The following is a 19430-nucleotide window of genomic DNA, read 5'->3' on the forward strand; positions in this document are numbered from 1 at the left end:
AATACACCATCAACAGCAAAATTATTTATTGTTAAGGTGGCTTCTGTGCAATAAATCATGCGCATAGAGTTGTTTTAAAACGGCTGGAACAATTAGCGCTGCCGTGATGGCAAAAACACTACCTTGTATAAAATTCAAACCAAACTTTGCCAGTGCAACTTGCCCGCTCATACCGACAAGTAAATTACCAACCCAGCCTTTGCTAGCCCAAGCAATACAGCCCACCAGCGCGAGTATGATGCTCTGCCAACGTATGCTAAACACACCAGCTATAAACAATAACCCTAAGTCCATTGCCATCGCGGGTAAGCCAAATTTAATCATAATTAATGGGCCGCCTTTACCGACACTGAGTAGCATGGCAACCATGCCAGCCAATAGCCCGCACACTGTAATACAGCCCACTCGGCCCACTGCGCCATAACAAATAAGATAAAAAAATGTCATCAAAAACATTGAGTGACCACTTAGCCCTAGCTTTAGGCGCAGCATGCTTTTTAACACCACCAGTAACGTGGCACAAAAGCCAATAAATAAGGCGTCTTGTAATTCAAATGAGGTTTTCATTTATCCTCTCCTGTTGAAGGCCAATGAGTTGTTTTCGTCATTGTGCCAAAATGACGAAGCTTGGCTGCTGTCGCCATCTGTTTAGATAATTTGAGCAACTGGATCAACACAGGTAAAAGTACGCAGTTAATCAACTCAAGCCAGTTTTTAGGATGTCTCAACGCTTTTGGAGAAATATTTGCCCCTCGTAAGCATTGAATGGCATATATTTCTTTCGTTTCTCGCAACATAAAGGGCATCAAACCAATGGACGCGGAAATAACAAAGGCCCACTTGGTAGGTAAACCCCAACACAATACTTCACCAAGTCTTTCTGGACGCTGAGTACTCGACAACCACCAACCAGGTAACATCGCCAGAAAGACTCGAAGCACCACGATGACCCCTTCAAATAATTGATCCTGACCATGTAAAACATAATAAAGAGGCAAGGTCACAGCGAGCTGCACCATGGCTAATTTAAGCAGCGATGTGAGGCTCTTTTTTAAATACAGCCCATTAAGTACCAACAAGAAGTCCACCAGCAGTAACCACACCAAGCCACTATCGGGTAAAAAAAAGGCGCTACTGGATAGCACGACACTCAACAGCAAGGCTAAAGCACAATATTGAGTCGCGCTGGGCATAAAGCGGCATTGATGATTCGCTTGATTCTCTGCTCTCATATTGCGTCTAGCCCACATAAGATTGCTCTAGAAAGCTACTTTTGCCCTTTAATTTTTTTGTTTCAATTGACCAGTAATGATCAACATCAAGGCTAGGAATATCCCGATGGCCACTCAATAAAATGCCGCAACCCAGGTCACTAAGTTGATGCAATATACATACAACTCTTTCGATGTGTATGTCATCTAAGCCAGCAAAAGGATCATCAAGTAGTAACACTTTGGGCTGTAAACACATCAAAGACGCTAACGCGATAATGTGCTGCTGTCCGTATGACAATTTATGCGGTGAGCATTGAGAAAGATGCGTTAAGCCCAGTTGTTGCAAAATTTTCTCTGCTCTCATTAATGGCAATGTAAAACGCTTCAAACTAAATTGCAGTTCCTCCAAAACGGTTTGCTCAAACAGTTGACGATTAGGTCGCTGCAACAACAAGCCTAGCTGAGCACCATAAACACCAAGCTTGGGTTGCCTGCCTAGTAGCTGTATCGGTAATTTTGGTATATTGGATTGAATACCTGCGAGCGCTTTGATCAAGCTACTTTTACCCACGCCGTTATCACCGACTAAAGCAACTATTTCACCCCGATATAAAGACAAGGGGCTTTCGCAATCAAATAAGCCTTCGTGGCCTGAAAATCGAAACTGATGTGGCGCAATAGTGAGAAGGGGTTCGTGACAGCGATGCCTTTTTATTCGCTTAATATTACTCACCTTTGCTGCGACTAAGTTATTTACTGCATAGCTACCTGTTGAATAGCTAGCAGTTTGCTCAGTTAACAGACCGTTATCCAGTTGCCAAAAACTGTCAACGACATCAGAGAAAGCGCTGGGATTATGTTCTGCAATCATAATTGCCACACCGTCCGCTAGTAATGTTTTTAAGACAGTAAGTAACTCTTGTACGCCATGTTCATCAAGCTGAGTCCATGGCTCATCTAATAACAATAAGTTAGGTTTAAAAGCCAGTTGCGCAGCAATCATTAAGCGATATTTTTGCCCTAATGAAAGCGCCTCTATCGGCGTATTTAAGCTGGCATATAGCCCGACGCGGCGCAGTGATGCCTGAACAGTTTCAATCATCGAGTTTGAGTCAAAGCCCAAATTTTCAAGCCCAAAAGCGATTTCAGCCCCTAGGGTTTGACGCAAAAATTGCACATTGGGGTCTTGCATCACCACCCCTACCATCAGTGCATTATCGCGATAAATATTGCCATGATAAGGTCGCGATAATTCACCCGCCATTAAATGCAACAAACTCGATTTACCACAACCCGTAGGCCCGCTGATGCAGTGACATTCTCCACTGTTGATAACCAAATTGAGATCGTCCAAGATCTCACTTTGGTTTAATCCATAGCTAAAACTTACTCCTTCTAATGCTATGATTTTCATGTCATTACCCACAGTGGCTAAAGCTGCCAGTTAATGCCGACGAACACTTGACGTCCTGCTTGCGGCAATGCTTCACTCTGGTAGTAATTTTCATCGAGTAAGTTTGTTGCACGCAGATAAACCTCTAGCTTGTCATCTAAAAACGGCTGAACAAGGTTGAGATCGACTAGGGTGTAGTCTTCTAAAGCTTGCTCGACCATCACATTTTGACCCGATACTTTCTGCTTGCTGTAGTAAACCTGATCCATAATTCGCTCTATGTTGAAGTTAATTCGCATCGCGAATGGCAACACATAGTCTGCTTGAAAGCGTACTTGATGCTTTGGACGATATTCTAAGGTCTGCATTCCTTCATCAGCCTCTTTATCATCGGTATCTAAAAAGCTATATGACAAATTCATCGATAAGTCGTCAAAGCTGTTGTTCAGAAGTTGAACATCGACCCCTTTAAAACCATAACGACCCATATTTTGATATACGCTGTCTAAATCTTTAGCGATATAGTCTTTTGCATCGGTGTAATAACCAGCCAGATTAAGCTCTGTAGCATGACCAAGTTGCTGCAACAGACCAATCTCATAATGCTGGGACGTTTCAGCCTGTAAATCTTCGTTACCCGAAGATTGGGCATAAAGATTTCGCATTGAAGGAAAACGAACTTTCCGCGCAATCCCCATATTAACTCTGGTATTTTCATGTAATTGCCAGTAACCAGACAATTGACCTGAATAATCATTTTCAGACTCAGTTACTCTATCTTGATCATGGAATGAACCACCGACAGTCATGCCATAATTGTCAGCTTGATATTGATACTCCACTGCAGCGGTATACAACCAAGATGAGTCGTTAAAATCATCATCACTGCTACCACTACCACCGCCGCTTCCACCGCCACTACCACCACCGTTTCCGCTACCGCCGCCACTGCCATCTCCACTGGTGCTAATGAGCTCTTCAGTGACATCATAAGATTCCCAGCTTTGCTTCTCGGCGATCAATGCTGTAGTCATTATGCCTGCTTGGTCAAAATTTGAGATGAACTGTACGTTACCGCCTTGAACCGTTGAGCGACCATCCTGTTTCGCTTTAATGGTTTGATAGGTTTTGTCATCATATTGAATTTCAAGTACATCACTTTGATTGTGATAACCAAAACCACGAAGCGTAAACATATCATTGAATTTATGCGCCACACCTAGTTGAATAGTTTTTGCCTGATAATCATCAACACGTTCAAACTTGACACTACTTGTGCCTGTGCCATCACGGCTAGGCTTGCCCCACTCACCTTCACGATAGGCCAAGTTACCCATCAATTGGGTTTGGTCACTAATGAAGTAGCTACCTTGAGCATAGAAATTATCTAAGGTTTTATCGGTGTTTTCACGAATGTCACCTTGCTGGTATTCAGTGTCTTGGTAATCATCCGACATTGACCAGCCATCTGTTGTTTGGTGGGAATAATTCACTAGACCTTGCCAATTATCACCACTGCCTGCTGCACTGATGTCACCGTTAAAGGTACTGTCTTGTCCAAGCTCTAATCGACCTGCTATCGCCGGAGCACTTTCACCTTGCTTAGTGATGATATTAATCACGCCTCCAGCACCACCTGGACCATATAAAACGGATGATGGACCCACTGACACTTCAACGGAGGCTATTTGGGAAGTAGGGATGAGACTAGGATCGAATTGACCATCTTCTGCATCATTGGCTGGAACGCCGTTAATCAGATAAATAACATGACGTGCTTTAAAGCCACGAATATCGACTCTTGGGGTACCTTGACCGCCTGTGCGAACATAAATACCAGGCACATTTTTCAAAACTTGATCAAGACTTTGTGCACCTGAAGCTTTTATTTCTGCTTCATCTAAGCTCCAGTGCGTCGTCGCTGATTCAGTGACTGAGCTGCGTTCACCATGTACCACTATGACCTCTGACACATTAAAAATAGCGTCTCTTTCTATGTCATCTGCTTGAGCCTGATAAACGACACTCATCGCCAATACTAGCGTTGAAACTCGAAGCACTTGCTGTGATTTGTTCATTTAATCCATCATCCTAACGCCATAATTAACACTATTGTCAAAAAGCATCGAAGATCACTCAAGACAATAAAATCACAAAATGAAGCTAGATCAACTATTGGAACTAATGAGTAAAAGGTTTTACTAATAAAGGACAATTTGTCTCACCGTAAAAATTTAATCAAAAAAGCAGTGGGACAAAAAGGGGCAGATTTTATTGCTAATAAAGCATCAAATTCAATATAGTGGAAACACCGATATTGATTTTTTCTGCGTTAAAAGTAATTTATCAGAGTCGTAGAAACTCCTGGAACGCATAAGACACGTACAATCTTATCTAGAATGTGACCAATGGCTCATTTTCAGTTTAGACAGTGCCAGCGATCCATATTGCTATGCAATGATTCACTATATGGGATTTTTTAACGTGAGCACTCACCAGAATTAGTGTGTCCCTTAATCAGATAATAAGTAAATGAAGCTCCACAAGGATGAACAATGACAGAGTCGGCCGAACTGACCTACATGAGTGTAAAGCAAGTTTCTGAATACCTTTCTCTCAACGAAAAGAAAGTTTACTCCATGGCCAACGACCGTATTTTACCGGCGACAAAAGTCACCGGGAAATGGTTATTCCCCAAAATACTGATCGATAGATGGATTATGGAGTCTTGTCATAGCGGAATGCTTTCGGATCGAATGCATATAACCGGTAGTGACGACCCTTTATTATCGATGTTGGTCGCAAAAGTGATGTCACAAGTTGGCACCAGTGAACTTGTTAGCTATAGCTCGACTGGGTCGAGCTTAGGTTTAGATATATTATCCCGCGGCTATGCCGATGTGTGTGCTCTGCATTGGGGCAAATTAGAAGACAGTAATGAATCCCACCTTGAGCTATTAAAAAAATACCCAAACCATCAACAATGGTTGATGGTCCATGGCTTTAACCGTAAACAAGGTTTAATGATGCGTCCAGAAACGCACCTTAAATACGAAATGCTAGCTGATGATTCGACAAGTTCATCTTTACAATCTTGGCGCTGGATAGCTCGTCAATCGGGCTCCGGCAGTCAGCAGCACCTTGAACAATGGCTTGCCAAAAAAGACATCAACTTTGAAGAGGTTAATTCGACCATCGTAGCCCAAAGTGAACGGGAATTGGCAGGTTATATCGCTCGTCATAATGGTGATATTGGCTTTGGCTGTCAGTCTGTGGCCTTTGAAAGTGGTTTAAGCTTTGTTCCTGTTCTAACTGAATCTTTTGACTTTGTTATGCCACAAGGCATCTATTTTAGACGTCAATTACAACAACTTTTAAGTATGTTTCAAGAGCCAAAGTCAATTCAACTCGCCGCTACGCTTGGCGGCTATGACCTCACTGATTGCGGTAAGTTAATGTGGGATGGTAAATCTGAAAAAGGAATTTAAGCACTGTTATCTGTGCTAAGAAAACCTAAATAAGTCACGCTGACACGAACGCCAGTGTGACGAATTAATTTAAACTACTGCCCAATATATTTATCTAAAAACGATAAAATCTTTTTATTCGCTTCTAAAATATTGTCTTCATTATAAAAACCATGGCCTTCTTTCTCTTTTACTAGCCATTCATAGCTGTGGCCTTTTTTATCGAGCCCTTCTTTAAGCGCTAAAGCATGTTCAAAATGCGCTCGTTGATCTTCTTCACCATGAATGATCAATACGGGGGCAATAAGTTTATCGAGATTATAAACTGGAGACTGCGCTTTTTGTTCCTCTTCACTTAATCCTAGGGTTTTGTTTAAGTAAGCATCACCCCATTTTGTCGATTTGATATCACCTTCGTTATACATCATGGGTAGATCATAAACCCCCACATAGCCAATGGCACATTGATAAGTATTTGGGTATCGAATAGCGCTTTGCAAAGCACTATAACCGCCAAAACTAGCGCCAAAAATACACACTTTATCTTTGTTCGTTACACCCGTTTGAATCGCATATTGCAGTGCGAGGTTAATATCATCTTGAATGGCGGTTCCCCACTTTCCATAACCTGTTGACCCCCTAAAGTTTACCTGTACGATGGCATAACCCTCGTTCGCTAACATTTGCACTAAAGGATCATACGACCAATAATCGCGGTGATGAGGTCCACCATGTGGCAGCACAACTGTAGGTAAGTTATTCGTTTTACCTTTAGGTAAAGTAATATAACCATTCAACACTAAACCATCTTTTGTCTTTACACGAAAAGGCTCACTATTACCGAGTGCTTTACTATCAATTCGCTTGTTACTCGCTAACAAAAACCTAGCACTCATCGTTTCGGTATTAAATAAATAAAATGAACCAGGATTCTTATCGCCTGAAACATGCACTACCATTAATTTTCCATCTTCTGTCTTACTGGTAATTTGGACACTATCACCATTAAAAGCAGTAATTAATGCTTTATGCAGCTTTGCTTCTTGAGTATCTAGTTTAATGAAAATATAGGTGGGATAGTCTTCATCAATACGTAAACCATAAACTTCGTTTAAATCAGATGAAATTGCATAACTAGGATCGGCAATTTCACTACGATAGAGTAAGGTTTCTTTCGATGACTCTAGATCGTAACGGTATAACCCTTGAGGCTTTTTGGCATCACCTTTTAACGCATAGACGGACTTGTTATCATCACTAAAGGACAGTGGAGTAAACTCATTCTCAACACTTTTTTCAAACGGTTGCCAATCTTCGCCCTTTCCTTTTGAATAATATATTTTAGTATCATTGTTTTTGTCTGTCCCTACAGCAAAGCGCGGTACACCGTCATTATCAACAAGGAACTGACTATCAGAGATTGGTGCGCGTTTAATACGACGCTCTTTACTTGTATAAACATTAAGTTTAATCACTTCAGGTAATACGTCGCCACCACGCTTCATCAACCGCTTAGTGATCAATACATGCTTACGGTCACCTTCTAATTTTGTCCAATAAGAATCCCGCATAACCAGCAAAGGCAACGCCCTCTTGGGCACGGTATCCGAAAATCATTTTTCGTTTACTACCATCATAATTTAAGGCAAAAATTTCCCCGTAATTTTCTGGTTTTTCTAGAAACCCACGAACCTGTTCAACTTGTACTATGACACGTTCATTGTTGACCCAATAATAATCTGCAGGTTGATCTTTACTGGTTGAACCTAACGCAAAAGTCACATTGAAAGTGTCAGTTTCAAGGAATGATAACTTTTTCATTCCTTCCTGATTCATTAATACGGCAAGGTGCTTTCCGTCAGGTGATATTTTGACATTGTAATATTCACTATGGCGTGAAAAATCTTCGACAGACATAGAAAACACGAAATTTGAGATGCATAGAGATAATACCCATACCATCGTTTGGATGTACTTCATGGTGACTCCTTGAATTCTACCTAAGTGAGGTAGCTTTATTCCTTTAATTTTATATTCTATTGGTACGCCGCTTACCCAGTAAGGAGAAATTCACCTGTATGCACACAGGTTAATCAGCATTTAAACCAATTTTATTAGCAATGAGTTCAGGAAATATGTTGATACATACACTCGAATTTCAAGCCTGCCCTATTATAAATCAACCGCTTAAAAATAAAATATAACTAATTAAAGAGATAACAGAATCTCTCACTATTGTGAGAACAAAAAACAGTCAAAGGTTCGCATGTCCTTAAACTTGTAGTAGAGTGACGTGTCGAGGACGACCTCGATTCATATATTGATAAGCAAAAAAACTGCGATGATTCAAACGTTATCGGCACTGAACATAGCTAAAAAAATATGTGAACACTTTTCGGGGACGGCCCCATCTGATAAAAACAGATAGGAGCCACCATGTTCAATCCCGCTTATACTTTGATAATATTTACCCTCTTTTTCAATATATTTACCTCCGTTCAAGCCGTTGAGAAACAATCAAACCATTATGGTGTGCATGGCATGACACTATTTGGTGGTGAAGACGGTTTATTTGCCTCACATTTACCGATGTACCATCAACCCCACAATGTACAAATGGTCATGCAGTTTCACTTTGCCAATGAGAAAGTTGAAAACTCAGTTAGACAACAACTTCAACAACAATCATCGAGCCCACAACAACTCTGGACTATCGTCCCTAAGCCTTTTGATTTAATGACCTTAAACCCTAAACTGTCAGATGAATTACCGCAATTACACATTGAGGTCGTTAAAGGGCATTTTGAACGAGGTGGTAACCGTCAGTTCACCGCCCAAAAAATTATCATTGATAAAGTACTATTATTCTCTACCTTAAACATGGAAAAAGAACTGCCAAAAGCAGCCTCGGCGCAATATCAGAAAATTGCAGTATCACCCAACAGTCCCAATCAATTTTTGATTAAACGACTAGGTAATAGACCGGAAGCAGATCATTTATTAAGAGTGCTTAACTACGATTTATCTAAAATGCCACAGTTATCAGTGCCAATTGAATCAGAACTAACTGGATCAGAACTAACCGAATCAATTCACCCTTCAACGACAGCAATAACTGAAGCATTAAGAAAGCAAAACCATAATCATGACTTATCCGCAGCAAGTGTCATTGAAATTTATCTAGAAACCAGAGAATTACAATAATGGCTACATTATCACTGGCAGTGATCCAGCATCACCCTGCCGAAGGTCCTGGACGAATACAAGACTGGTGTAAAAACCATGGCCACACGTTAACTTGTTTCATGGCGCCTGCCGATGTTCTACCTAAACTCACTGACTTTGATGGTCTAATTATTCTTGGTGGTCCAACCGATGTCGTAGAAAATCCCCCTTGGATGCAAGCTGAACTCAATTTAATAACCGATGCTATCAATATAAATATGCCTATATTGGCCATTTGCTTAGGCGCACAATTATTAGCAACCGCATTGGGTGCAAGGGTTTACCCATTAGAGAAACCCGAGTTAGGTTGGCTTGAGATTGAACTGACGAAAGAGGCTGTAACGGCCAATAAATTAGTGGTACCACAATGGCACTTCTATGGATTTGATTTTAGTCAGCCAGAACAAGAAAAACGGATGATAGACCCCGTCAGCATTGAGGCGAGGTCAGCGCTATGTGAACAACAAATATTTCGTCATCAACGCCAACTGGGGCTCCAGTTTCACCCTGAATGGGACGACACGCAAATATTACAATTAATTGAATCCTTTAATGATGAATGTCCATTCACCACTGAGATTGTTCAAGCGAAACCCTGTGGAGAAATGTCTAAATTGCAATTACAGCAACAGCTATTAGCAATGTGGTTTATGCCATTATTAGACTCAATTTTTAAGCCTAATTACAGCTAAGATTAGAAACTAGATTCAATACTCACTTTGGTCTCACTGGGAATTTTTTTCTTCTCCTGTTTTTGTTTATACATACGTCTATCCGCTAGAGATAAGCACTCTGATTGATTTGCAGTTTCAAAACTTGTAGCGATGCCAAAGCTTAGGCCAATATCTTTCCATCTAGTTCGCTGCAATTCCTGCTCTGTTTTGATTAGTACGGCTGACAATTGTGCAAGTACTGAAGCGGTGTGTTCAAGGTCTGTAATTTCAGCCACCAAAATAAACTCATCACCTCCAGATCTGAAAATAGTTCCTAAGCCTTGTAGCTTTTGTTGAATATGATCGACTGTGGCAATTAATAGTTTATCGCCCTCATCATGTCCCAATGTATCGTTGATGTCTTTAAAGCCATCAAGATCGATAAATGTTAGACAGTAGTCTCCCGTTAGCTTGGCGAGTTTTTCATTTTGAGCAAAGCGATTGCCTATTTTTGTTAATGGGTCTATCCGAGAAATAGTATAACTACGATGATAATCCTTCTGTTTTATTTGCAGCCACTCAGTCAAAGAAAGCAAAATGCATATACAATCAATGGTTAATGCAATTTGCACAATCAATTCAGTAGATATATTCCAATCAAGTTTTAGGGCATGAGATAAAACATAAACAAATAGAGACAGCCCATATAATAGATTGCCCATTAAATAATATTTGGCTTTAAAATTCCGTGTGGTGAGCATAAATATACCCGTCCCGATACTGATTGGGATCCATACAGCGGCAATAACATGGGATATTAAGAAACTGGTATTAAAAGATAAAAAGGGCATTAACAAGCCCAAAATGACGCTAACTATTGATAGTAAATTAAATAGCTTTGCGAATTTACTATGCTCATGGGAGCAATTAAACAGTAGCTTAGTAAACTGACTTGCTGAGGCTATCGCAAATGGAAATATCATGATGCCAAGATAAACGGGGTTAAAAGCGCTGATACTAAACAGCTGCCCAAAACTTCCCGAGGCAACAAGCCAACCTAAACCATGAAAACCGACATATCCTGCACAGGCTAAAGTCACTAAATAACGCGTTCTCAAATAGATAAAACAGGCAATTAAGGCGAGCGTAATCATCACCGAAAAAGCCATAGTATTGATACTATTAGCAATAAACTGTTTATTATAAAAAGCTGTTTTACTATAAATATTAACGTCTACTGGAGTGGCAAATTTCTTGGCTTGTATAAAAATCCACAGCACACCACGCTCATGATGATTCAACACCAGCGAGAAGGTTTGTGAATGAGCTAATTTAGGATTTGTACCAGTTAATTGCCCAAAGCTCTCTAAATCAACAACTTCACCTTGCTCTGACTGCCAATATGCAGTCCCTATGTCTAAGTAATTTGTATATAAATTCACAAACCGAGTGTGCTGAATATCACGGCTATTGGCTAGTGGTATCCTTGCCACAAAAGCCCCGTTTCCTCCCAAGGTTGAAGTCACTTGTTTGGCATCGGCATATAAGAGCACGAGATCGGTAAAACGAGGATCGGAAATCAGGGGCGAAGTTTTATACCAGAGATTTTCCTCAACAATTTCAATTTTATCGCGTTCATCTAACGTAACATAAGGGCTAGCACTTACCGTACCAACGGCAAGTGAGAAAAGAAAATAAACAAAAAGTGCGGTAATTCTTGCCATATTATTGATAAAATTTAGTCCTTTAAATTTGTATTTTATTCCGCATAACATACGTGTTATTAAATTTAATTGTAGCTGCTAATTATATTTTGTAGCGGAAATTTTTTACTTTGTTAAGGCCTAATAAAGGCTTTATTCCTAATCAGTTAACTCTACGCTCTATACAACCATGAAACGTTAGCCAGCTCAAAAATTAACAGTTAAATAAAACGCTCACAAACCAGACTTTTACAACAAGCTCATCCCCAACAAAATTTGCGGTAGATCTTCACTTTCTATTATCTATTACGCTAAGCTAACTACCAACAAAATACTGAATTCTAATGGAATAATATAAAAAGCTATTTTAGTTGAGTACGGCCCAGTTGCCAGTTGATTGATCTTCATAACAATAATAAAAGTAAGGACACGTAAAGCATGTACCAAAATAAACAAGCACTCGCATTGGGCTCAGTAGCCTTACTGACCTTCACGGGCATCATATTGTTAATACTGGCCTTATGGGCTTGGCCAAAATACAACGTCTACAAAATGGAACTCAATGGACAGGCAGCGTTAAAAGAAGCCCAATGGTCAAAACAGATCCTTATTGAAGAAGCCAAAGCCAGAGAACAAGCCGCTTTAATGCAAGCTAAAGCGAGGGTCACACTTGCCGAGGCAGAAGGTAAGGCACTAATTGTGCGGGCAAAATCTGAGGGCGCTGCTGATATCGAACTTGCCAAGGCTGCAGCAGAAGCCAACAAGATCATTGGTGAATCATTAAAAGGTAATGAAGCTTACTTACGTTATATCTGGATAAAAGGCTTACAAGACGGTAATGGCGAACGAATTTATATTCCTACCGAAGCGGGTATGCCAATTTTAGAAGCAGGGAAATAAATAGTTTTCCGTAATTTTCAACGTTCAATATACTCAAGAGAAAACAAAAAAGAGGATTATTAATCCTCTTTTTTAGGTTTAGATGCTAGCCCAAGTCTGAGCTAGTACAGTTAATTAGCTTTTGGTGCTAAAGCCTCTTCAACCTTGCTACCATTTGGCATGACTGGCGGCATATTACTTTGCTTAATTGCGCTGCGAGTTGCATCAGTTAAGAAGTTATTACCACTCACTAAATCGTTTAACGTGCCAGATTTTGAATCGACTAAACCAAGCTCTTGCAGCATAGAATCAACCAGTGGCGCATTGGCACGATAATTAAGCGCCGCTGAGGTAATTTGCTCCGCCATACCTGACGTTCCTGTTGCTACGCTAGCATCGTTACCAGATCCAGCACCATGGTAGCCTTGAAGAATCTTAATACCATCTATATTTTCTAAAGGTTTAACGGCATTAGCCACGATTTCAGGCAGTACTTTTAATATCGCTATGGCTTTTTGTAGCTCTATTTGCTCATCTTTCAAAGTGTTTTCAGCTTCATACAACGCTTGTTTACCGGCAGCTTCAACCGCAAACACTTTTTCATCTGCTTCTGCTCGCAGTTTCTTCGAATCTGAATCTGCTCTTGCTTCAGTTAATATCGCAATGGCTCTATCTTCAGCAGCTTGTTTCTCAGCAGCTGCATGTACAGTCACCCCAACAGCTTCTCGCTCAGCTTCTTTCTTAGCGTCAATCACTTCAATTTCTTTACGACGGTTTGCTTCAGCAACTTGTCTTGCAGTAATAACCGCTTCTTCTTTTTCAACTTTGTCTTTTTCTGCACCTGCTGCTTTGGCTCTTGCTGCCGACTCTTCTTCTGACTTCACTGCGACTGCAATTTGTTTTTCTTGTTCAGACACTTCAATATCGCGTTGTTGTTGAATTTGTGCCTGAGCAAGCGTCTTTTTCTTATCAATCTGACGGGTTTCAATATCTTTTGATTTCTCAATTTCTGCGGTTTCAATGGCGTGCTCTTTCGCTATTTCAGCTTCTCGTTCTTCACGCTCATTACTCTCACGAGTTTTAGCAATTTCGGCTTTTTGATCCGCACGTTTAAAGGCAATTATTTGCTCCTGGTTTAGACGAGCTTCCTCTTCTTCTTGCTTAATTTCTAGAGATTGACGCTCAGCTTCTAAGTTTCTACGCTCAATTTTTACGCGATTCTCTTGTTCAATATCATTGGTTTCTTTACGTTTTTCTTCAATGATTTTAGCCAGTCTTGCACGACCCTCAGCATCAAAGGCATTATTTTCATTAAAGAACTGTAGGTCAGTTTGATCAAAACCAGTTAACGATACTGATTCGAGTTCTAGACCATTTTTCTCTAGATCATTGGCAACACTTTGTTGTACTTTTTGTACAAAATCAGTTCGTTGTTCATGCATTTCGGTCATGGTCATTTCAGCAGCAACTGCGCGTAATACATCAACGAATTTGGACTCCATTAGCTTCTTAAGCTCTTCCACACGCATGGTTCTTGTACCCAGCGTTTGCGCAGCCATGGAAATACCTTCCTTGCTCGGAGCTACTCGCAAATAAAAGTCTGCTTTTACATCCACACGCATTCTGTCTTTGGTGATCAACGCATCTTTCTGGGTTTTTTCGACTTCAATACGTAAGGTATTCATATTGACTGGAATGGTTTCATGCAACACAGGTAGGCAAATAGTACCGCCGTCTTTTACGACCTTTTCTCCACCAAAACCGGTACGTACAAAGGCAATCTCTTTAGAAGCGCGAATGTATAGTTTGGCAAACATTAATCCGATGGTAAAAAAAGCAAGTATGACCACACCCGCTACGATTAAGATAAACATGGTATTGGTGTTTGAAGATATATCTAGTACGTCCATTTCTATTCCTTTTTAACGACAATTTATGGTTCTATCCATGATTTAATTTTTGAAGCTTATTGATATTTCAGTGTTGAAACTTATTGTTTAAAACGGCTCAAGTTTGGCGACTAACCAAATACTGCCAGACTTACGTAGCAATACGACCTGTTCATTTTGACTAAAGCTTTCTTCTGCGAATTCTGGCGCCACCATCACATAATGCTTTTGCGAGTGCTGATCCACCAGTACCGCTTCTGCAGGACTATTTAATTTGGCAGTACCAACGGTAATTTTGGCTGATAGACCACTAAAACTGTCATTAGATACCGCTAAAGACTCATTTTTAGGGAGGATTTTTGCTAAAGGATGACCCACCAGTGACGTACATAAAAGGCTGAATATAAATACAATGGGCGCAGTAATAAATGGCGTAATTAAGCTGTTGGCGTAAACGTAACTTAAATAATTAACGCTGTAGCCCAGCAAGGCAAAACAGGTCAAAAATAACACTAACCAAATTAACATTGGTAGCTTATTGAGACAAAGCCAACCTAACAGCGGGGTGAGCCCGGTGTTAGCAACGGTTAAGTCAGCATCAAGGTCAAAATCAACAGGGGATATATGATCTAACAGGCTGGAAATACTAAAACCAATAACTAAGCCAACTCCCTCTAAAATAGCGAGGGTCAGCACTAACGTTAATGCTATTGCATAAGGCGTATTAGCATTTATTAATAAAAATTCGAACATAACTGTATTCCTTTACAGCAAACACTGACTGTCATTCACGATAATCAGTGGTAGGGAATTATGGCTTAGGACGCTTAATCATAAAGCATCAAGAATAGCGTTTTAACTCAAGGCTACCCTGTAAAAAACGATGGAGAACAACAATATCAGAACAGCGTCATTTGTGAAGCAGTAACTCAAACGAATTGATGAAATGCTGGATATTTTACTTGCCACCGTGTATCTATGAGCCCGATTATTACTATATTGATAATCGGACGATCAGCCAGTTTAGAGCGAGTAATTAACTATCACATTGTGCTTTTCCTGCGGCATAACAGCTTGGTTGGCGTGGGCACACGGCGCCGCGGGAACAAATCACTCGAGCATCATTTTCAATTCCGCGTTCTATCCAATTGATATTAAGGATTTTAGCCACACTGGTTAAGTCAGCTTTGATGTGCTTTGGAATCGTCACTAATCCACCATTATCAACACAAGCTTTTTTCAAATCTTCGGTAATAGATTGGGCATCTTTACCTTGGGCTTCAATGGCTGGATTAAGATCAATACCGGCACATAACACATGGGGGTTACCCGCTGAGTCATCCACTTTTATCGATTCACAACAATAAATTCGAGGTTCATTACCCACATTCAATATTGAAATTTGTGCTGAAGTGCCCGCCGTTGCCGGTTCATTAATTTTTCTGAACACTGCCCAGTGATGACAAGGATCTTCAACGATACGCATATTGCCCCAAGGCAGTGGAATACCATTACCGCGATAAACCGCTTTTAGCTTTCCTGGCGCATAGGCATCGAAGTAATGCCAATGTGGATAAGGTGAGACGACAGTCATGCGGCGCATTGCCACTGATGCAGACACCTGCAGTTGTTTATGTACCGAAATTTCATAACCATGGCGGTCAAGCAATTGCCTGAATGGCACTTTAGGACATAACAAGGCTCCAGCAAAAAAACTCGATTCAAAATCGCGCCATGCATGCAAAATATCTTGTGCATTAAGGGTATTAGATTGCATCGATGCATCATCGTCTGATTCCACTCGACGACCTGAGGTCATCACGCTTTTGAGGCCATCTTTGTTGTGTAATACACAATGGCCAATGTGTACAGCCAAGTCATATTTTAATCTTGGCGCATTGCCTTTAAGGGCTTTATTGATATAAATCGTTGCTGGCGGCTCAAAAAATGACGTGGTTAATCGCGCTGAACTGGCACCAGTTTCATCGATAACTTCAGTGGGGATCTCATCTATCCATTTAATTTTTAGCCCCATGCTTTTGGCAATATTAAGCATTTCATCAGCCGATAGAGGCAGTTGTTTTTTACCGATATCTTCAGCTGCGCGCTCTAAGTCGGGGAAGTGATTTTGATGATGTTCTTGGTGAGCACGAATAAGTAACTGGGCAAACTGCCTGCCTGATGTGCCGGTTTGTGACAACATTTCGGGGATAGCAATTTGTAAAATATCATTTGAAAACAAGAAGCTTGGTTCGAGTGGCATGCCGCTAACACCGCCACGACGCCCTTTTTCTGGGGTAATAGATTGCTCTTCAGGTGTGTCATCTAAAAACCAATCTACTTGTTTTTGAAATACAGTGGCAATCACGGCCAGCATCCCAGCACTGGGGACACGTTTACCGCGCTCAATCATCGACAAGTATGACACAGAAGGGGCCGAACTCGAATCCACTCGAATACATCGAGCAGATAAATCTTCCATGGTCAGATGATTGCGTTTACGTAAATTACGAATCTTAGTACCGAGGAAATGCGACTTTCTCATTAAGCTTTGATCATTTCTCATTTTGTAAAATTCACACTGTAAAATTTCTATTGTGAAATTGTAGTGAAAAATGCACTAGACTACAAATCAAGCAATCAGGAAACAGTTTTTGCTTTTACAGAACGATTTATGACAAATAACAGTTCGACCAGTACGCAGGCATTAACCGCAATCATTTAGCAACTAATGCCAACATCAAACGAAGAGGATAAGGTTATGAATATGACTACTATGAACAACAGCACAGCCGCTCACAACCTTAACAGCTTCATTGAAGAACAAATTGTGGCCACCAGCACCGATGCAGATAAAATCGCTAACGCGAAAGTATTTTTAGACAATAACTTTCCACTTGCTAGCGGTTCACATGCCGAAGTAAGTAGTTACGTGATTTACTACACTCATCTGCTTGCCTTTATGGAAGATGGTAGCCAATGTGGATTGCAAAATCCTTGTCAGTTTGTTGCGTTAACTGGTCATAAAAGCGACCCAACCTCTATCGTATTAAAGAATAACGATACTCATGTTGAAGTGAGCTTTGACCGAAATGGTGAACTGGGTGCTAACGACCCTGCGCATATTGAAGATATTCAAGTGGCACTGCCAATCAAGAATTTGCCAACACCTTATAAGCAATGGGTAAGCATGCTGCATTCACGTTGCTTACCAACAGAAGGTAACTGCAAAGTATTTACCGCCAAAGATGGCAGTGATTACGCTATGCATCAGCGTTAATGATTACTCTCTATATCGCTTAAGATGGTAAAAACAGCTCATTAAATAGTCCATTAAAAAGTCCAATCTGTATTAATACAGCTTGGACTTTATTATTTCTGGCATTTGAGCTAAAACTCTTGGTTCATCTTTTCCAAACAGCTTTGTAAAATCTGCTGATGTTCAGGATCAATGTTACGACTCAAGTCAGTCACTAAATCTAAATGTAATTGATTATGCTGACGATGAATTTTCTGCCCAGCTTCTGTTAACACCACCACTATCGAACGTCTATCATCAGGGTGCGCACAGCGCTCAATGAGCTGAGCCTGGACTAATTTATCCACCTGAACGGTTAACGTCCCGGTAGTAATAGCCAATTTCTGTGCTAATTCTTTCATCCGCAACGGGCCATGATTACCCAATACTTCAATAGTATGTGTTTGCGCCAAAGAATAACCAGTCTCTTTTACGACAGATTGCTCCCAAGAAGCCATCTTGTCGTAAAACTCGGTTAATAATTGATTCAGATTTTCTAAGTTTTTCATTATTTAGCGGGATGAACCTCGAGTGTCAGATGCACTATTTTATCAAATTTCGTCATTAATTGTTTATATTCGGCCACAGTTTTATCAACTTGCGACTCAAGTATGATTGCTGCAGAGTAATGATCGCCGCTAATTTTCCAAATATGCATGTCTTTTACCACGGCGAAAGGCTGCAATAATTCTACAATCGATTGGCGATATTGCTGATCAATATTCTCATCTAATAATACCGGACTCGTCTGTTTTAGTAGCCCGTATGTCCACTTACAGATCACCACAGCGCCGACCATACCCATGACGGCATCAAGCCAATTCCAACCATAGAACTTACCAAAAATAAGCGCCACTATCGCTAATACTGAGGTCAATGCATCCGCGAGTACATGTAAGTATGCGGCACGTAAATTATGATCATGATGTTTGGGTTGAGCGACTTTTTCATCGTCATGAGAGTGCTCTTGAGAATGCTCATGGGAGTGCTTTTCTGAATCTTGGTGCGAATGACTATTAGCGTGGCTATGAGAATGTCCATCTGAATGCCCATGTGAATGCCCATGTGAATGGTCATGATGATGATCACCCAGTAAAAACATACTCACGACATTCACTGCTAAGCCAATAAAGGCCACTATTATGGCTTCATTAAACTGGATGTTCTGTGGGTTGAATAAGCGGTTGATGGACTCGACCATCATTAATAATGCGACCACGCCCAATACGATTGCACTGGTATAACCGCCTAAGACACTCACTTTACCCGTTCCAAAGGAAAACTTGTCACTACCAGCATGTTTTCTAGCATAGCGGTAAGTAAATAAAGTAATGCAAAAAGCCGCCGCATGAGTTCCCATATGCCAGCCATCGGCCAGTAATGCCATTGAACCAAATATCGTACCGGAGACAATTTCAACCACCATGGCGGTGACGGTTAACATTAATACATAGAGTGTTCGCCTCTCTCCAGAACTATGCTGAGAGCTAAACTGATGAGTATGTTCGTTTAAAAATGTCACAAGGCACCTTTACTTAGTTATTGTTTGCTTATTTTTTAATTATTTTTGGGTTTTTCAATCATAGTTTGATAGTCAAACTATATACTCAGATAGTATTTTGACTATCAAACTAAGTCAATAGCCTTTTATGCCACTTTAGCAATCAGTGAGCTCGCTCAATGTTTAAGCTTTATTTTGTATTATTTGT

17 protein-coding genes are annotated in these 19430 nt (G+C 40.6%); 5 read left to right on the top strand and 12 right to left on the bottom strand.

Annotated features, from left to right (window positions below; all coding sequences use genetic code 11):
- Positions 1 to 21: 21 nt before the first annotated feature.
- From FPK91_RS12930 to FPK91_RS12945, 4 genes are read right to left on the bottom strand one after another with little or no spacing between them, the layout of a single operon-like run.
- On the bottom strand, positions 22 to 567 hold the full coding sequence (locus FPK91_RS12930) for a core component of ECF transporter (RefSeq protein ID WP_144211637.1): 546 nt from the start codon (positions 565 to 567) through the stop codon (positions 22 to 24).
- Positions 564 to 1250, bottom strand: a complete 687-nt coding sequence (locus FPK91_RS12935; RefSeq protein WP_144211638.1) for an energy-coupling factor transporter transmembrane component T — start codon at positions 1248 to 1250, stop codon at positions 564 to 566. The genes FPK91_RS12930 and FPK91_RS12935 overlap by 4 nt, the downstream gene beginning before the upstream one ends.
- On the bottom strand, positions 1240 to 2628 hold the full coding sequence (locus FPK91_RS12940) for an ATP-binding cassette domain-containing protein (protein ID WP_144211639.1): 1389 nt from the start codon (positions 2626 to 2628) through the stop codon (positions 1240 to 1242). Before FPK91_RS12940 ends, FPK91_RS12935 begins: the two co-directional genes overlap by 11 nt.
- Before the next feature lie 17 nt (positions 2629 to 2645).
- Positions 2646 to 4685, bottom strand: coding sequence for a TonB-dependent receptor plug domain-containing protein (locus tag FPK91_RS12945; protein ID WP_144211640.1), 2040 nt, complete (start codon positions 4683 to 4685; stop codon positions 2646 to 2648).
- A gap of 477 nt (positions 4686 to 5162) precedes the next feature.
- Between FPK91_RS12945 and FPK91_RS12950 the strand changes: the two genes are divergently transcribed.
- The gene (locus FPK91_RS12950) at positions 5163 to 6095 is read left to right on the top strand and encodes a helix-turn-helix transcriptional regulator (protein WP_144211641.1); all 933 of its coding nucleotides are present in this window, start codon (positions 5163 to 5165) and stop codon (positions 6093 to 6095) included.
- 74 nt (positions 6096 to 6169) lie between these two features.
- On the opposite strand, the gene FPK91_RS12955 is transcribed toward FPK91_RS12950, so the two are convergent.
- A complete protein-coding gene (locus tag FPK91_RS12955; RefSeq protein WP_227006772.1) occupies positions 6170 to 7645 on the bottom strand; it encodes an alpha/beta hydrolase family protein in 1476 nt (491 codons plus the stop codon).
- Complete coding sequence (locus FPK91_RS21120; protein WP_227006567.1) at positions 7611 to 8054, bottom strand: hypothetical protein; 444 nt, start codon at positions 8052 to 8054, stop codon at positions 7611 to 7613. The genes FPK91_RS12955 and FPK91_RS21120 overlap by 35 nt, the downstream gene beginning before the upstream one ends.
- 456 nt (positions 8055 to 8510) lie before the next feature.
- Between FPK91_RS21120 and FPK91_RS12960 the strand changes: the two genes are divergently transcribed.
- Positions 8511 to 9278 (top strand): hypothetical protein, encoded by a 768-nt coding sequence (locus tag FPK91_RS12960; protein WP_144211642.1) that lies wholly within the window; start codon positions 8511 to 8513, stop codon positions 9276 to 9278.
- Entirely contained in the window at positions 9278 to 9991 is a 714-nt protein-coding gene (locus FPK91_RS12965) for a type 1 glutamine amidotransferase (protein WP_144211643.1), read from the top strand. Before FPK91_RS12960 ends, FPK91_RS12965 begins: the two co-directional genes overlap by 1 nt.
- A gap of 2 nt (positions 9992 to 9993) precedes the next feature.
- Here FPK91_RS12965 and FPK91_RS12970 read toward each other — a convergent pair whose 3' ends face one another.
- Complete coding sequence (locus FPK91_RS12970; protein WP_227006568.1) at positions 9994 to 11676, bottom strand: diguanylate cyclase; 1683 nt, start codon at positions 11674 to 11676, stop codon at positions 9994 to 9996.
- A gap of 417 nt (positions 11677 to 12093) precedes the next feature.
- On the opposite strand from FPK91_RS12970, the gene FPK91_RS12975 reads away from it, so the two are divergent.
- The gene (locus FPK91_RS12975; RefSeq protein ID WP_144211645.1) at positions 12094 to 12555 is read left to right on the top strand and encodes a hypothetical protein; all 462 of its coding nucleotides are present in this window, start codon (positions 12094 to 12096) and stop codon (positions 12553 to 12555) included.
- A 110-nt stretch (positions 12556 to 12665) separates the two neighbouring features.
- Here FPK91_RS12975 and FPK91_RS12980 read toward each other — a convergent pair whose 3' ends face one another.
- From FPK91_RS12980 to FPK91_RS12990, 3 genes are all read right to left on the bottom strand, one after another.
- Positions 12666 to 14444, bottom strand: coding sequence for a flotillin family protein (locus tag FPK91_RS12980; protein WP_144211646.1), 1779 nt, complete (start codon positions 14442 to 14444; stop codon positions 12666 to 12668).
- Between the two features lie 87 nt (positions 14445 to 14531).
- A complete protein-coding gene (locus FPK91_RS12985) occupies positions 14532 to 15176 on the bottom strand; it encodes a YqiJ family protein (RefSeq protein WP_144211647.1) in 645 nt (214 codons plus the stop codon).
- 283 nt (positions 15177 to 15459) lie between these two features.
- Positions 15460 to 16989 (bottom strand): DUF3612 domain-containing protein, encoded by a 1530-nt coding sequence (locus FPK91_RS12990; RefSeq protein WP_144211648.1) that lies wholly within the window; start codon positions 16987 to 16989, stop codon positions 15460 to 15462.
- 195 nt (positions 16990 to 17184) lie between these two features.
- Here FPK91_RS12990 and FPK91_RS12995 point away from each other — a divergent pair, with 195 nt between their 5' ends.
- Complete coding sequence (locus tag FPK91_RS12995; RefSeq protein WP_144211649.1) at positions 17185 to 17703, top strand: aldolase/citrate lyase/malate synthase family protein; 519 nt, start codon at positions 17185 to 17187, stop codon at positions 17701 to 17703.
- A gap of 110 nt (positions 17704 to 17813) precedes the next feature.
- On the opposite strand, the gene FPK91_RS13000 is transcribed toward FPK91_RS12995, so the two are convergent.
- A complete protein-coding gene (locus tag FPK91_RS13000; RefSeq protein WP_144211650.1) occupies positions 17814 to 18230 on the bottom strand; it encodes a MarR family winged helix-turn-helix transcriptional regulator in 417 nt (138 codons plus the stop codon).
- The gene (gene dmeF / locus FPK91_RS13005) at positions 18230 to 19243 is read right to left on the bottom strand and encodes a CDF family Co(II)/Ni(II) efflux transporter DmeF (RefSeq protein ID WP_144211651.1); all 1014 of its coding nucleotides are present in this window, start codon (positions 19241 to 19243) and stop codon (positions 18230 to 18232) included. The genes FPK91_RS13000 and dmeF overlap by 1 nt, the downstream gene beginning before the upstream one ends.
- Positions 19244 to 19430 lie beyond the last annotated feature (187 nt).

It is taken from the genome of Shewanella donghaensis (assembly GCF_007567505.1).
Classification (GTDB): domain Bacteria; phylum Pseudomonadota; class Gammaproteobacteria; order Enterobacterales; family Shewanellaceae; genus Shewanella; species Shewanella donghaensis.

Excerpts from the sequence above, each read along its gene's own strand:
- FPK91_RS12930 (WP_144211637.1), bottom strand. The coding sequence starts at position 567 with ATGAAAACCTCATTTGAATTACAAGACGCCTTATTTATTGGCTTTTGT.
- FPK91_RS12935 (WP_144211638.1), bottom strand. The coding sequence starts at position 1,250 with ATGTGGGCTAGACGCAATATGAGAGCAGAGAATCAAGCGAATCATCAA.
- FPK91_RS12940 (WP_144211639.1), bottom strand. The coding sequence starts at position 2,628 with ATGAAAATCATAGCATTAGAAGGAGTAAGTTTTAGCTATGGATTAAAC.
- FPK91_RS12945 (WP_144211640.1), bottom strand. The coding sequence starts at position 4,685 with ATGAACAAATCACAGCAAGTGCTTCGAGTTTCAACGCTAGTATTGGCG.
- FPK91_RS12950 (WP_144211641.1), top strand. The coding sequence starts at position 5,163 with ATGACAGAGTCGGCCGAACTGACCTACATGAGTGTAAAGCAAGTTTCT.
- FPK91_RS12955 (WP_227006772.1), bottom strand. The coding sequence starts at position 7,645 with ATGCGGGATTCTTATTGGACAAAATTAGAAGGTGACCGTAAGCATGTA.
- FPK91_RS21120 (WP_227006567.1), bottom strand. The coding sequence starts at position 8,054 with ATGAAGTACATCCAAACGATGGTATGGGTATTATCTCTATGCATCTCA.
- FPK91_RS12960 (WP_144211642.1), top strand. The coding sequence starts at position 8,511 with ATGTTCAATCCCGCTTATACTTTGATAATATTTACCCTCTTTTTCAAT.
- FPK91_RS12965 (WP_144211643.1), top strand. The coding sequence starts at position 9,278 with ATGGCTACATTATCACTGGCAGTGATCCAGCATCACCCTGCCGAAGGT.
- FPK91_RS12970 (WP_227006568.1), bottom strand. The coding sequence starts at position 11,676 with ATGGCAAGAATTACCGCACTTTTTGTTTATTTTCTTTTCTCACTTGCC.
- FPK91_RS12975 (WP_144211645.1), top strand. The coding sequence starts at position 12,094 with ATGTACCAAAATAAACAAGCACTCGCATTGGGCTCAGTAGCCTTACTG.
- FPK91_RS12980 (WP_144211646.1), bottom strand. The coding sequence starts at position 14,444 with ATGGACGTACTAGATATATCTTCAAACACCAATACCATGTTTATCTTA.
- FPK91_RS12985 (WP_144211647.1), bottom strand. The coding sequence starts at position 15,176 with ATGTTCGAATTTTTATTAATAAATGCTAATACGCCTTATGCAATAGCA.
- FPK91_RS12990 (WP_144211648.1), bottom strand. The coding sequence starts at position 16,989 with ATGAGAAATGATCAAAGCTTAATGAGAAAGTCGCATTTCCTCGGTACT.
- FPK91_RS12995 (WP_144211649.1), top strand. The coding sequence starts at position 17,185 with ATGAATATGACTACTATGAACAACAGCACAGCCGCTCACAACCTTAAC.
- FPK91_RS13000 (WP_144211650.1), bottom strand. The coding sequence starts at position 18,230 with ATGAAAAACTTAGAAAATCTGAATCAATTATTAACCGAGTTTTACGAC.